A 15,059-nucleotide genomic window follows, 5' to 3' on the forward strand; every position below is an offset into this window, starting at 1 on the left:
AATGGATATTATATGAATGAGTATTCATTCATTGCGACTAAAAAAATAGAAGGAGGTTTCCGAATGAATGCATTTTTATTACTAAAGGCAGACCTAGTTAAACTTACTAGGAAAAGGGGGGTACTACTGTCAGTCATAGCTGTGTTGCTCATACCAATTGTATATGCAGCAATACTACTCTCTGCAACATGGTCACCGTATGACAATCTTTCGAATCTGCCAGTAGCTGTTGTAAACCTTGATAAAGGTGCGGTATCGGGCGATGAGCCAATTAATGTTGGGGAAGATCTTGTTGCAAGTATGAAGGAATCTATGACATTAGGTTTCCAATTTGTCAGCAAAGAAAAAGCAGATTCGGGTCTTGAAAATCAAGATTTCTACATGGTTATTGAGATTCCTGAAGATTTTTCAGAGAAGATTACAACTGTATTGGATGAAAGTCCACAAATCCCGGAGCTGCGCTATATCCAAAATGAAGGACTCAACTTCATGGCATCCCAGGTAACAAATAGTGCAACTGAAAGAATTCGTGAGCAATTAGGAAATCAAATAACAGAAACCTATGCGAAAAATTTATTTACACAACTAGGAGAAATTGCAACCGGTTTCAAATCAGCAGCAGATGGTTCTGAGCAAATCCATACTGGTTCAACAGAACTTCACGAGGGTACCACTACAATGGTGGATTCCTTAGAGGAAAAAGCTCCAGATATTGATAAGCTTGCAGCTGGAGCTGAGGAACTTGAAGTTGGAACAGGAGAATTACTGAACAATCTCACTGGAAAGAAAGGTGATATTGCAAAACTAGCCGCGGGTGCCAAAGCTGCTAATGATGGTACAGCTGAGATCCTTAGTAATTTAAAAGGAAAGTCAGCGGATATTGCAGCACTTGCTAAGGGGTCTGCGGATCTTGAGACTGGTGTTGAAGAACTTCTCATTAAAATAAAAGGTGGAGCACCTGGAATAACTCAACTATATGAAGGTGCAAAAAGGTTAGATGAATCAAGTCCATTATTAAAAGATGGGACAGATAGAATTTTAATAGGGCTACAAAACTTAAATGGAAGTGTTGAAACTCTATTGTATCCAGGGAGCGTAAAACTTAGTGCTGGAGTAGGATTACTAAGTACAAGCACGACACAGTTATCGGGTTTATCATCACAACTTGCTAATGGTTTAAGTGGATACGCTGCACATCCTGCATTAGCTAATGATCCAGTATTTCAGCAGCTGGTGTTGCTTAGCCAGGGTATAAGCGGTGGTATTACAGAGATGGTAAAGAAGGTCGATGGAGAATTAAAACCTGGGGTTGAAGCTCTTGCAAATGGAATTTATCATGAGTCGGATGACCCTTCTAATCCAAAAACCTTAAGAAACGGAGTAGCTGCTTTACTTGCAGGTCAAACAATCGTACATGATAAAGTAAATAAGGAATTAATTCCTGGCTTTAAACAACTATCTGGAGGAACTGAAGTTCTAAACAACTCTTGGCTAGAAATGCTCGAAAAAATCCCAGTAATGTATAATGGAGCTTCCCAAATTGCAACTGGAAACCAAACAGTTAACACGGGCTGGCAAACACTAACTGCTGGTGTAACTACACTTCAAGCCGGTACTTCACAAATCGCTGCAGGAAATGCCGACGTTAACAAGGGCTGGACACAGCTATCTGCTGGAGCAGGTAAAATCCATAATGGTATGAAGCAAGTGAGTGACGGTACACAAACTGTCAAAACTGGCTGGGGCGATTTAACAAATGGTGCTACTCAAATCAATGATGGGGTAGGCAAAATTAAAGACGGTAGTGAAGAGCTGGCTTCGGGTCTTGGTGAGGGTGCTGAAAAAACAGGAGGTATCAATGCATCAGATGCGAATATTGCAATGTTCTCCTCTCCTGTTAAAACAGTTGGTGAAAAAGTGAATAGCTATCAATATTATCGTGATTCAACAGCACCATATATTATCTCTTTAGCATTATTTGTTGGTATGCTTATTATGTCATTTATTGTTGACTTTAAGAAGCCAGCAGAAGAACCAAGTTCCAAGTTAAGCTGGTTTGCTAGTAAGTATATGCAGCTATCTATTTATGCAATTGGACAGGCATTACTCGTATCAATTTTTGCATTACTATTCCTGCAATTACAGGTAGGAAATGCGTTTTCGTTTATCTTGTTTACGATTTTCGTGAGTATGACATTTATGACAATTATTTTCTTCCTTGTGGCAGTGGGTGGTAACCTTGGTCGATTTGCAGCATTAGCATTTATTGTTCTGCAATTATCAATTACAGGCGCTAATCTACCGGTCGAAATGCTACCAGAAAACTTACGAAATCTAAGTCAATTCTTACCGTTAACGTATACAAATGCTGGATTTAAGTCGATTATTTCACTTAATGATACCAGCTTTATGTGGGCAAACATTGGAATACTCTTTATTTACTTCGCTATTTTTGCTGTTCTCGCTTTAAGCGTATTCTTAGTAAGTGGGAAAAAGCAATCTGAAGACATGAACATTTCAGCATAATATGTAAACCCGATTACCCTCAAAAAGGCGTAATCGGGTTTTTATAATAGGATAAAATCACTTGAAAATCAAATACTACAAACATCTACTAAACCTAGGGGGATTTTACTTGATTTCAAAAGAGATTCTTTCCATTTTACAAGAGAAGATAACACTCATTGAAAGAGAAGATAAAGCAATTTACTTAGTTGGACCAATCATGCTTCCAGTCAATTTGGATGGAGAGACAGTTCTTTTTAACTGGTATTGTTGGCTGTTATGTGATGAGGTAACTGTTGATGCTAATCGAATTATTGAAAAGCTATCCTCTACAAATCTTGCTGAAAGGCAGCAATCAAGTGTTTTAGTTTATGGGGATTTCGAAAATGCGGAAGAGGCTTTAATAAGGATGCACAGTATTTGTCATACAGGTGATATTTTTGGAAGCAAGCGTTGTGATTGTGGATATCAGCTAAAACAATCGATGAGAATTATTGTAGATCACGGGGCTGGAGCTTTGTTTTACTTAGCAAATCATGAAGGACGCGGGATCGGGTTATTCAGTAAAGCGATGGCCTATATTCTTCAGGAAAATGGCTTGGATACAGTAGAAGCAAATATCCAGTTGGGCTTTAAGGATGATGCTAGAAATTATGATGATGCCATTCGCGTATTAAAAACATTGCGGTCCAAACCTGTTTCTTTAATAACGAATAATCCGAAAAAAATGAACGCCTTAAAAGACTCTGGAATGAATGTTTCCGAGAGGATGCCTATCTGGGGAGATGTGTCCGATTATAATCGTAAATATTTAAAGACAAAAATAGAAAAAGCCGGACACTTGGTCGAAATGGCCCAAGATGAACAACCTTTCTAAACGTTTTGAGCTAACCTGAATAGGCTAGCTCATTTTTAATCATACGGAAAATTTTCTCCTTCTGTGTTTCGGAAAGGAGGTAGAAATTGAATCACGATCACCACAGGTAACAAATAACCAATCAGTGCCTCTGCAATTGCAACTGCTCTTGAAATTCCAAATGGTGTCACATCCCCATACCCTACCGATAGAAGTGTAATCGCACTAAAATACAAGGATCTAGTTACAACATCCAGCGATTGCTCCTGATGAGAAACAGACGCGTAATGATCATGCACGGCTCCTAAATCTAGCAAGTCTAACAAAATATATATAATCGCAAATGTTAATAATGTATTAAGATACACAACCATAAAGATCAGCGCCCGGTACAGGGTCTTCCTTCGATGTATGAACGATTTCATCATACTCACATCCTTAAAGCCAGCTTTTATATATATATATATATATATATTATGAAATCGGAGGAATAGACTAGCCTCCCGATATGCCTTTTTACCAAAAAATAAAACCCGGCAAAACTTCGCCAAGTTAGGGCTATGTTACTATTCATTTATGGTTTTTTTTTCAAGATAGCTATTCAATTCCTGTAAAAAGCCCTCTTTGTCATCAACTGTTACATAAAGTTTGGTCATTTCTCGTTTTAATCCAAATGGGAGATTAGCCAAAGCAGGTTCAGATAATTTAATCTCAAATTGTGGATCTTCTTCAAAAAGATTTGGTAACGTGATTGCAAAACTATGCTTTTCTTGAGCCCTTTCTTTTTTACCTGTAATGGTTGGCTGAATCGATTTAATGGTTTTTAAATTAACTACAATTTCACGTCTTATTCCAACCTGTGCAAAAAACTTACCATCCTTTATTACAATTGGTGAAAGACGTACAGCATGATAGTCTGCAATAATCCAAAGCAGTGCATATAAATCTAATGCCGTAAAAATCCAAGCAGCAGTTGGACTCCAGAAGTGTGCGATTAAAAAGTGAACTCCAATTACTTCTATAACCATTGCATGGACGAGCATGATAAATAGCCCGAAATATCCCGAATTTATGTGTATTGTAAAGGAACGAATATGATTTTTAGACTCCCATTTTTTCTTCCATGAAAAGAAGCCATAATAGAAGATTGAAAAATCATAGACGAGAATATCAATCAGCTTTTTCTTTCCAAACGTTTGAGTTAGTGCTGTACGCATTGCTGGAGGGTAAAAGTACTCGATTTCCTTTTGGTTTTTATAATTGCGAGAGAGAGTAGGAATTTTACGTAATAATAAGGCCGCAAGAAAAAGTTCAACTATAATAAAGAGGCCTTCAAGTCCAAATATCCCGTATTTTACATAGTCAAAGATCACTAAGTCATGATGAGGAACAATGAAGTAAGCAAACCAAAAGCCACCAATCACAACTGGGAGAAGGGTAATCAAAGAAAGGCGGTTTCGAACCACAAATAAATAGAAAAAGAGTGGTAAGACGATTGTCAAATCAAATAAGGATGCAAGTATCAATGTATCTGTAACAGGTTCAAATGGTTGAATGATCATCACAGTATAATTCGAACTAAGAATTAAAAGGGCAAGGACCATAAAAATATAAATAGACCTGTTCTTTTTTAGTGAATATGCCATAGGGTTGCCTCCCAACTTCATTTGCTTACAAGATAATTATAACAAATACAAAAAGGTGGCAATAGCCACCTTTTATAAAAATATGTTAATAATTTGGTAAATAATTGCAGCTAAAGCTGCAGAAATTGGAAGGGTAATAATCCAAGTAAAGACGATTTTTCGAGCAACGCCCCATTTTACCCCTTTTACCCGTTGAGCTGAACCAACCCCCATAATCGCTGAAGAAATAACATGGGTTGTACTTACAGGTAAATGGATGAATGTCGCACTGAAAATGATAAGTGCGGAAGAAAGATCCGCTGCAGCTCCATTGATTGGACGGATTTTCATAATTTTACCACCGACTGTTTTAATAATCTTCCATCCTCCAATTGAGGTACCTATCCCCATCGCTGTTGCGGCTGCAAATCTGACCCATAATGGTATATCGGTTGATGTTGTGAATCCGCCAGCAATCAATGCCATTGTGATAATACCCATTGCTTTTTGGGCATCATTCGTTCCATGTGTAAAAGATTGAAGAGCAGCAGTGAAAATTTGAAAGGTACGAAAACCTTTATTTGTTTTATAAAGACTGGAATTCTGAAATAGGATTTTAAATAGGCTCATCATGAGAAAACCAACTGCTAAAGCAATAAATGGTGAAAGAATAAGTGCTTCCAGTATTTTAATAAAACCACCATAATTCAAAATTCCAAAACCCGCAGCAGAAATAGCTGCACCTGCAATGGAGCCAATTAATGCATGGGATGAACTACTAGGAATTCCGTAGTACCAAGTAATTAAGTTCCACGCAATTGCCGAAAGGAGTGCTGCAAGGATGACTACTGATCCATTTTGAATGGCAAATGGATCGACAATATCCTTCGTAATCGTTTTGGCCACACCTGTGAAGGTTATTGCACCGATAAAGTTCATCGATGCTGCAAGGATAATGGCATGCCTTGGCTTTAGTGCCTTCGTTGAAACACTTGTAGCAATTGCATTAGCTGTATCATGGAATCCATTAATAAAATCAAATGCCAATGCAAAGAAAACAATTAAAACTGTTAATATTAGTAAAGTGTCCATTTAAAAGATTCTCCCTTATGCATTTCTCATAATAATGGTTTCAAGCGTATCCGCAACATCTTCACAGTAGTCCGAAATGCCTTCAAGAATCTCATAAATCTCCTTTAACTGAATAATTTTAATTGGATCTTTTTCTGTTTGGAACAGTTGTTTGATTGAAACCCTCAATAATTCATCACATTCAGATTCATAATCATTAATTTTGATTGCATGTTTACGCATATCTAAAAGCTTCTTACTTGAAAGAAGTTCAATGGCATGGTAGATCTCAACCGTGCTTTTTTGGATGAGGTCAGAGTATGTGGTCATATATTCGTCAGTATGTGTCAATGAATACATTTCGAAACGTGCTGCACATTGTTCCATTCCATCTAATACATCATCCATTTTCATTGCTAGTTGAAGAATATCCTCACGTTCAATCGGAGTAATAAACGATTTATTTAGTTCAGTAATTAAACCATGAATGACATCATCGCCTTTTTTCTCATAATTTTTCATTTCAATTGAAAACTCTTTAAGATCACTTACATTTTTAATTTTAAACTGTACAAAATAGTCTGCGGCTTCCTTTACATTTGCCGAGATTGATGTAAGTGCGTCAAAGAACACATCTTTTTTCTTTTTTGCGAACATAATATTGTTCCTCCAATAATGAGATTAAAATAAGCACAATGTAGATTTTCGCCTAAATTTGTCGAATTTACAATGAAAAATTAACAAAGTTTACAAAAATGTAATATTAAAAGAACTAGTTGTCTTTTTTGAACGTACATTTGTGTTTTGAATAATGAAAGAATGAACTCAATTATCTTATTATCTATAGAAAATTAAGGAAATATACTTGAAATTTATCTATAATAGTGTAAAATTACACTAAATAGCATATGGTGTAATTTTACACTAGAGGAATTGGTTGGTGGGATGTGTGGCACATTTATTGAATATTCAAAGAATCGATACAAAGCAATTGCCTACGAATCTCAAGGAAGAAATGAGATCGCTCTCAAAAAAGGTGAGTAAAGTTAGGGAAGAATATCTTCTCTCTAGATTTAAAATATACGATCAGGTAATTTGCTTAAGGCGTAATCAAAAGCTTCATGGGTTTCAACTTGTTCAAACCTTTGAACAGAAGGGTGAAAAATTTGTCTATTTTGGACCTTTGTTTTCGAGAATGAGTTGTTTTCTTGACCTTTTTTTAAACTATATGCAAGTGGTAATGCAAGAGAATAAAGGTCGGAAGATTCATCTTCTCGCTGAAATCGAGAATCCAGAGGTATTGGTGTTTTTTAAAGCATTATTTGAGGATCTTGCTTATCCAAAATTCCACGAAAATCGGGTTCCAGAAGAAATTAAGGAAAACGTTCGAATATATTCCGGGAAGCTTTCCCATATCCATGACCTTGATGTTGAAACGATGACCACTAAATCAACTGACAATCTATATTATAAGCAGTCTATTCACCCAGCAGAAATAGAGAATTGGCTTCATTCAAGAAACATAGATTTTTCACAAGGAATGAATGTCGTTTTGTATTCATATGTGCCAGCCGAATCAAATGACCGTGAAAATTTTAAGCGGCAGCTGGAACGTGGGGGAAACCGGATGACCAACTGGAAGGAAGGAAAACAAGAAGTGCTAACCTTATTTAAAGGGGGGATTGTAAGCAATGTCTGATATCTTTTTTTCACAATTAGAGAGGATAGTTTAGTAGAAAGAGAGATTACGAAAATTAGAATACCAAAGAAAGTTTTAGTCATTGGCTCTGGAGGATGCACGGCATTTTCCATTCTAAATGACTCAGTTGATCAAGTACTCTGTGTCGATATTAATCCAGCACAATGTGCGTTGATTGAGTTAAAAAAAGTGGCTATCCGGCATTTTTCGTTGAAGGAGTTTCTTGCTTTTATTGGGGAAAGTGCAACCGATAATCGTGTCCTCTTGTATGAAAAAATAGCAAAGGACTTACCTGAATATGCGAGAGAATATTGGCAACAGCATCTTCATCAGATCGAATTCGGTATCAATCACTGCGGTGTAAATGAACGCTTTTATCGATTCATTGGAGAAAATATTTGCAGAAATATTTATGATGAAACGGTTTGGAGAGAATTATTCACTGCGAAGAATTTAGAAGAGCAGGCGGATTTTTACGGAAAATACATGACCACAGCTGAGTGGAGAACAGCTGCAAAAATATTGCTAAGCAAAACAACACATCTTCAATTCTTCCCAAGCTTTATGTTTGCTAATGCAAGCGAAAATGATTTCGCAACATTCTTCATAAGTCAGTTTGAGAAGGAAGTAAAAACAAAGCCGATCCACAATAATTATTTTTTAACTCAGATTTTATTTTCTTCCTATTTGTATAACCAAAACGAGGGAGTTCCGTTTTATTTATCTGAAGAAGGGTACGAAGCGGCGAAAAGGAATATTGATAAACTTTCAATAAATCCTTTGAGTATCCAAGAGCTATTAAGTAAGGAAGATTCTATTGATGCTTTTTATTTGTCGAATGCATTTGATTGGGCGGATGTAAATAGCAAAGGAGCAATTTGCAACGGAATTCTACAAGCCAAATCGGATAAGGCTGTCGTGCTGTTCCGAAATATGCTCAGTACCAGTCAATTGCCTGATGTCTTTATGAAGCAATTTATTCATGATGTTGATTTGTCTATGCGTTGTGAAAAATTAGAACGTTCTATGCTATATCAAAAAATAACCGTAGGTCAGTTTGTATGACCTATGAATTTTTGGAGCTAAATGAATCTCAAAACCTACAACTACTTCAATTGGCAAAGACAACAAATACGGGAAGCGATCTTTTCTATGTTGACCGTTCTCCCAATTTTTTTCACTTGCCAGTGGAATTCGGGACGACAAGAAATTTTGGTTTGTTCAAGGAAAATGAATTAATCGGCTGTATTGCTGTTAGTGAGCAGATGCGGGTAGTCAATAAAACATGCCAAAAAGTGTATTACTTAAATGATTTAAGAATTCATCCTGATTATCATCGAACGTTTGCCTTTTATCGCTTAGCAGAGCAATTATTAACTCACTATCGAAACGAAGGAAACGTGAAATGGATGTTTTCCACTGTACTTGATAGTAACACCAACAAAGCTACAATGACTAAAGGTAAAGGGCTCCTTCCGGGTGGAATTGAAATTGGAAATACCGTTCATATTGGTGTACCTTTGTTTCTGAAATACAGGAGTAACGGACTGCATGTATCTGAAATTAGCGGGGATGAAGCATGGGGGATTTATAAAAAATTAGCAAGGTTTCAAGCATTTGCTCCATGTGGAAAACAAATGTTTTTAAAAGAAAATGGTGTATTTTTAAGTTTGAGGGATGACTCAAATGCAGATCTTGCCATTTGCAAGCTTGTAGACCAATCCCAAGCTCGAAAACTTAGGCTTTCTAAGAAACTTCCTTTTACGTTTAAATTAGTAAATTTATTTTGCAGGATTGCAGGCTGCCCACCACTCCCAAATCAGGGTGAGGAATTTCGACATGCTTACTTGGCGTTTTTCGCAGCAAAGGAAACGCCACAAACCTATCAAAAGGAATTTATCTCTTTTATTCAAAAGGAGTTTAGGCAAAAATATAGCTATTTGTTTTTTGGAGTATCGAGTGTGGAAGCCCAAAATTTCCGAAGCAATCTTTTTTTTGTAAAGCTATCTTCAACGACATTTGCGTATGGAGATATTCCGGCAAACCTTTCAATGGATTTTCATGAATTAACACTTATTTAGGGGGATTTTATCATGGAGAAATTTGTAGAGTTAAAGAAAGTGACAGATCGTTTGTTTCAAGAAAAGAAAATAGAAGAGCATCCTTTGTTTATGGCTATAAATAATGGCGATTTCTCGGATGAACAACGAAAGGAAATCGCCCTTCAAATATATCATGTTGTTCTGTATTTTCCGCGTTTTTTATCGGCGATTTTAACAAATATGTCTGATTACCGTATGAGAATGCCCCTTGTGGAAAATTTGTTTGAAGAGCATGGAAAAATGAATGAAAAATATGTTCATAGTGAAACGTACAAGGAGTTTTTAACAGGGATTGGTGTTTCAGAAGAGGAAATTAAGGAGAGCAAGCCGAGCATCGCTGTTATTGCCTATAATCGCGGATTGACCGACCTATGCCTTCATTATCACTATTTAGAGGGGCTTGCTGCATTGGGTGTTATCGAAGAGATTGTTGCTCGTGTATCCCCATTGGTTGGACAATTTGCGAAAAGTAATTATGGAAGTGAAAATAAATCACTTGTTCACTTCACTGATCATGAAGTATTGGATGTTCAGCATGCAAACGAAATTTATGAAGTCGTGGCACTAAGCTATGATGGAGACCAAAAGCAAATCATTGAACGTGGCTTACAATTTGGCATGTATTACCATTCAAGAATGTACACGGATATTCTGGAAGAAGTTCGCCGTCTTGCTTAATTGTCTGCTAAATAAATGATCGATATCCCCAAAAAATAAATTCCCATTCGAATCAATATATGTAATGCAAATTTAACAACGTATTGCATCTGGAGGAGACTCGAATGGGAAAAAAATTCATCAAGACTTTTTCCGAGGTTGGAAAAGTAAAAATCATCCTGTTGGTGGGACTGCTTTTTATTTTATTCGTGGCAATTGGACTCAACATGTATATCAAATCTCGGGATGTTACTGCTTTAAATAATCCATTACCAGAACCAACCATTATTTATGATAAAAATGGGGAAATTGCGAGCAAGGTACCTGGACCTAAAATGGAAGGGGTCAGCTATGAAAAAATCCCGCCGCATGTTATTCATGCAGTTGTCGCTATTGAGGATAGGAGATTTTACAAACATCCCGGTGTGGATTATATTGGGATCTTTCGTGCACTTTTCCGGAATTTAAAAGCAGGGGAAATCGTAGAGGGTGGTAGTACGATTACTCAGCAATTAACGAAAAATGTATTTCTGACTCATGAACAAACATTGAAACGAAAAATAGAGGAATTCTTCCTTGCCCAAAAAATTGAACGTACTTTTTCAAAAGAGAAAATCATGGAAATGTACTTAAATCAGATTTACTTTGGTGAAGGGGCATGGGGGATAAAAAATGCTGCAAGGACGTATTTTGGTAAAGAGGTTAAGGAATTAACGGTTAGTGAGGGGGCTATTCTTGCAGGTTTAATTAAATCACCCTCCCGAATGAACCCTTTAATCGACCAAGAAAAATCATTTGCCAGAAGAGATCTTGTCTTAGCAATGATGGAGGAGCAAGGATACCTTACTTCTAATCAAATGAAGGAAGCAAAAGCACAAGAAATGGTATTTAAGGGGCGCCAGCTTGATCCGTATGAAGGAAAGTATCCATACTATGTTGATCATATTATTGAGGAAGCGATCGAAAAATATGGTCTAACGCAAAATGAAGTCATGTCAGGTGGCTTAGAAATCTATACGGAGCTTGATCCTCACATGCAGGAAACGGTAGAAAATATCTATCAAAATGACAGTTTATTTCCTGCTAGCAGTGAAGATCAATTGCTTCAAAGCGGCGCCATTTTAGTAGATCCTAAGACCGGTGGAATTAGCGCCTTGGTTGGCGGACGAGGTAAGCATGTGTTTCGAGGTTTCAATCATGCGACCCAATTAAAAAGACAGCCAGGTTCAACGATTAAACCACTCGCTGTGTATACACCAGCACTTGAGCACGGTTACAGCATTTATGATGTATTACCGGACCAGCCAATGAGTTTTAACGGCTATCAGCCATCAAATGTTTCCGGAAAATTTAAAGGCAGTGTGACCATATACGATGCGGTAAGGGACTCAGATAATGTTCCAGCGGTATGGCTTTTAAATAAAATTGGACTAAAAACAGGGATTGATTCGGTAAAAGAATTTGGACTTCCAATAACAGAAAATGATCAAAACTTAAGTATTGCTCTTGGCGGCCTTGATGAAGGGGTTGCTCCGATTCATATGGCCGAAGCCTTTACAACCTTTCCGAATGAAGGGAAAAAGACGAAGGCACATGCCATTTCAAAAATTGTCGATGCGAATGGAGAAATGATTGCCGAGTGGAATGAAGAGCCAGTACAAATTACAACTCCCGAGGTTGCTAAGAGAATGACATTTATGCTGAAGGGTGTGGTTGAAAACGGCTCTGGTCGCCATGCTAAAATTGAAGGAAGAGAAGTGGCAGGGAAGACCGGTTCTACCCAGGTTCCCATCAAGGGAATTAATGGAGCAAAGGATATTTGGATGGTTGGATATACGCCAGAAGTTGTTGGTGCAGTATGGCTTGGATATGACAAGACAGATGAGAATCATTACCTAACCAATACAAGTTCTACTGCCGCGGCCATTTTTAGAGAGATTATTCAGCAATCATTAACTAATGTAGCGCCAAGTTCATTCAATCTCCCAGCCTATCAGCCTCCTGTAAAAAAGCAAGAGAATGAGTGGAAAGAAAACAATGGGCAGGGTAATAATAAGGGGAATTGGAAAGAGGAAAAAAAGAAGAAGAAGGAAGAAGAAAAAAAGCATAAAGATAAAGAGAAAAAGCGGAAAAAAGAAGAAAAAAAGAAAGACAAAGGTGATGACTAAAGAGGAAGCTCCCTTACAAATAGGGAGCTTCCTCTTTTATGGGGGTAAAAAAATATTTTGAAAAAATTTCATGTAAATGTGAAACCTTTTGTCGCTTTCTTTCGTAAATGGAATGTAAAGAAAATGTAAAAAGTGGTTGGAGGTGAGGCTATGGAGTTATTTGGTTATGACATTCAAACTATCTATTTGATCGGCTTAGTTGTAAGCGGAATTGGTACCCTACTCTTTATCTTATTTGGTGACTTTTTAGAAGGGATCTTCCCAGAAAGTTTTTTGAGCCCAACACTCATTTTTTCTTTCCTCACATTTTTAAGTGCATCTGGTTACATTTTTGAAAAATTGCTTTCCTTTCATAGTTTCTTAATTTTTGTTATATCACTCGTATTAGCACTAATTTTAGTTACATTATTGAATGTATTCGTATTGATTCCATTGTCTTCAGCAGAAGAATCAATGGTTTACAAAGAAGAGGATTTGAAGGGACGAATTGGCAAGGTTATCACTTCAATTCCGGTTGATGGATTCGGTGAAGTAGTCATTGAAGGAATCAGTGGAACAATCGCTAAATCAGCAAAAAGCTTTAATAATGAACCCATTCCTTATGATGAAAAGGTTCTTATTATAGATATTAAAGAAGGCGTCGTGTACGTCTTACCTTACCAAAACATGAAGATTAAAGGGGGAAATGAACTATGACAACAGGAATTTGGATTGTAATTGGAGTTGTCGCATTTTTACTGCTTGCACTTATTGGGGTATTTGTTACAAAGTACAGAACAGCGGGGCCTGACGAAGCCTTAATTGTAACAGGAAGTTATTTAGGCGGGAAAAATGTACATGTCGATGAATCTGGAAATCGCATCAAAATTGTCCGCGGTGGCGGTACATTCGTGCTTCCAGTCTTCCAACAGGCTGAGCCACTAAGTCTCTTATCGAGTAAACTGGATGTTCAAACACCTGAAGTATATACAGAGCAAGGTGTACCGGTTATGGCCGATGGAACTGCTATTATTAAAATCGGAGGTTCGATTTCTGAAATTGCAACCGCAGCTGAACAATTTTTAGGTAAGCGAAAAGAAGATAGAGAAAATGAAGCAAGAGAAGTATTAGAAGGTCATCTTCGTTCAATCCTAGGTTCGATGACCGTTGAAGAAATCTATAAAAATCGTGAAAAGTTTTCACAGGAAGTACAACGCGTTGCATCACAGGATTTAGCAAAAATGGGTCTTATCATTGTATCGTTTACCATCAAGGATGTTCGTGATAAGAATGGTTACCTCGATTCATTAGGTAAGCCAAGAATTGCTCAAGTAAAACGTGATGCAGATATTGCGACTGCTGAAGCAGACAAAGAAACTAGAATTAAACGTGCCGAGGCAGATAAAGAAGCCCAAAAATCTGAATTAGAACGCGCAACAGAAGTAGCAGAAGCAGCAAAAATAAACCAATTAAAAATGGCTGAGTACCGCAGAGAGCAAGATATTGCGAAAGCACGTGCTGACCAAGCCTACCACCTAGAAGAAGCAAGAGCAAAACAAGAGGTTACCGAGCAACAAATGCAAGTCCAGATTATTGAAAGACAGAAGCAAATTGAACTCGAAGAAAAAGAAATCTTACGTCGTGAAAAGCAATACGACTCAGAGGTTAAGAAAAAAGCAGATGCTGATCGCTATTCAGTTGTTCAAGCAGCGGAAGCGGAAAAAGCGAAGCAGTTGGCTGAAGCAGATGCAAATAAATATCGAATTGAAGCAATGGCGAAAGCAGAAGCCGAGAAAATCCGTATCGATGGTCTTGCTAAAGCTGAAGCCCAACGTGCACAGGGGGAAGCAGAAGCAGATATTATCCGCTTAACAGGTCTAGCAGAAGCCGAAGCAAAACAAAAAATTGCCGAAGCGTTCGAGCAATATGGAAAAGCGGCTATCCTCGATATGGTTATTAAAATGCTACCTCAATATGCAAAAGAAGTGGCTGCACCATTATCAAATATTGATAAAATTACAGTTGTGGATACTGGAAGCAGCGGGGAAAATAGCGGTGCTAATAAGGTAACTGGGTATGCAACAAACTTAATGTCTACCCTACAAGAATCGTTGAAAGCATCCTCTGGTATCGATGTAAAAGAAATTATCGAAAACCTCTCAGGAAAAGGGAATGTTAGAAACTCTATCGATAACTTAACTGAGGAATTAGCTCAGACAAGAAAACCTGCATCAACTGATAACGAATAAAAACCGTATAAAGAGAAGCCAGACCATTGGTTCTGGCTTCTTTTTTGGGTTAAACTAGGGAAAAAGCAAAAAAAAATATAAATTCAAGTGAACTATTTATTGGCCATAGTCGTATTATGAACGAAAATATAAAGATAAGAAAATTTTC

Annotated in this window: 13 protein-coding genes; 9 read left to right on the top strand and 4 right to left on the bottom strand. The window is 37.4% G+C overall.

Features of this window, described 5'->3' with window-relative positions; translation table 11 throughout:
* Nucleotides 1-63: 63 nt before the first annotated feature.
* Both LKW28_RS00345 and LKW28_RS00350 read left to right on the top strand, forming a co-directional pair.
* Nucleotides 64-2,526 (top strand): YhgE/Pip domain-containing protein, encoded by a 2,463-nt coding sequence (locus LKW28_RS00345; protein ID WP_229138352.1) that lies wholly within the window; start codon nt 64-66, stop codon nt 2,524-2,526.
* Between the two features lie 109 nt (nt 2,527-2,635).
* Nucleotides 2,636-3,382, top strand: coding sequence for a GTP cyclohydrolase II (locus LKW28_RS00350; RefSeq protein WP_229138353.1), 747 nt, complete (start codon nt 2,636-2,638; stop codon nt 3,380-3,382).
* A 35-nt stretch (nt 3,383-3,417) separates the two neighbouring features.
* On the opposite strand, the gene LKW28_RS00355 is transcribed toward LKW28_RS00350, so the two are convergent.
* The 4 genes from LKW28_RS00355 to LKW28_RS00370 all read right to left on the bottom strand — a co-directional run bounded on the left by LKW28_RS00355 (nt 3,418) and on the right by LKW28_RS00370 (nt 6,714).
* Nucleotides 3,418-3,786 (bottom strand): potassium channel family protein, encoded by a 369-nt coding sequence (locus LKW28_RS00355; protein ID WP_229138354.1) that lies wholly within the window; start codon nt 3,784-3,786, stop codon nt 3,418-3,420.
* Between the two features lie 141 nt (nt 3,787-3,927).
* Nucleotides 3,928-5,007, bottom strand: coding sequence for a hypothetical protein (locus tag LKW28_RS00360; protein WP_229138355.1), 1,080 nt, complete (start codon nt 5,005-5,007; stop codon nt 3,928-3,930).
* Between the two features lie 72 nt (nt 5,008-5,079).
* Complete coding sequence (locus tag LKW28_RS00365) at nt 5,080-6,078, bottom strand: inorganic phosphate transporter (protein ID WP_229138356.1); 999 nt, start codon at nt 6,076-6,078, stop codon at nt 5,080-5,082.
* Nucleotides 6,079-6,093: 15 nt separating this feature from the next.
* Nucleotides 6,094-6,714, bottom strand: a complete 621-nt coding sequence (locus tag LKW28_RS00370; RefSeq protein ID WP_229138357.1) for a DUF47 domain-containing protein — start codon at nt 6,712-6,714, stop codon at nt 6,094-6,096.
* 292 nt (nt 6,715-7,006) lie between these two features.
* On the opposite strand from LKW28_RS00370, the gene LKW28_RS00375 reads away from it, so the two are divergent.
* The 7 genes from LKW28_RS00375 to LKW28_RS00405 all read left to right on the top strand — a co-directional run bounded on the left by LKW28_RS00375 (nt 7,007) and on the right by LKW28_RS00405 (nt 14,911).
* The gene (locus tag LKW28_RS00375) at nt 7,007-7,756 is read left to right on the top strand and encodes a hypothetical protein (protein ID WP_229138358.1); all 750 of its coding nucleotides are present in this window, start codon (nt 7,007-7,009) and stop codon (nt 7,754-7,756) included.
* 15 nt (nt 7,757-7,771) lie between these two features.
* Complete coding sequence (locus LKW28_RS00380) at nt 7,772-8,821, top strand: DUF3419 family protein (RefSeq protein ID WP_324254995.1); 1,050 nt, start codon at nt 7,772-7,774, stop codon at nt 8,819-8,821.
* Nucleotides 8,818-9,837, top strand: a complete 1,020-nt coding sequence (locus LKW28_RS00385; protein WP_229138359.1) for a GNAT family N-acetyltransferase — start codon at nt 8,818-8,820, stop codon at nt 9,835-9,837. The genes LKW28_RS00380 and LKW28_RS00385 overlap by 4 nt, the downstream gene beginning before the upstream one ends.
* A 12-nt stretch (nt 9,838-9,849) precedes the next feature.
* Nucleotides 9,850-10,536: a TenA family transcriptional regulator gene (locus LKW28_RS00390; protein ID WP_229138360.1), complete on the top strand. Its 687-nt coding sequence runs from the start codon at nt 9,850-9,852 to the stop codon at nt 10,534-10,536.
* Between the two features lie 104 nt (nt 10,537-10,640).
* Entirely contained in the window at nt 10,641-12,683 is a 2,043-nt protein-coding gene (locus tag LKW28_RS00395) for a transglycosylase domain-containing protein (protein ID WP_229138361.1), read from the top strand.
* Between the two features lie 150 nt (nt 12,684-12,833).
* Nucleotides 12,834-13,379, top strand: coding sequence for an NfeD family protein (locus LKW28_RS00400; RefSeq protein WP_229138362.1), 546 nt, complete (start codon nt 12,834-12,836; stop codon nt 13,377-13,379).
* Nucleotides 13,376-14,911 carry a flotillin family protein gene (locus LKW28_RS00405; protein ID WP_229138363.1) on the top strand — a complete coding sequence of 512 codons (1,536 nt, stop codon included), beginning with the start codon at nt 13,376-13,378 and terminating at the stop codon, nt 14,909-14,911. Before LKW28_RS00400 ends, LKW28_RS00405 begins: the two co-directional genes overlap by 4 nt.
* The last annotated feature ends 148 nt before the right edge of the window (nt 14,912-15,059 follow it).

The organism is Bacillus sp. REN16 (assembly GCF_020731355.1).
In the GTDB taxonomy this organism is placed as follows: domain Bacteria; phylum Bacillota; class Bacilli; order Bacillales; family Bacillaceae_L; genus Ferdinandcohnia.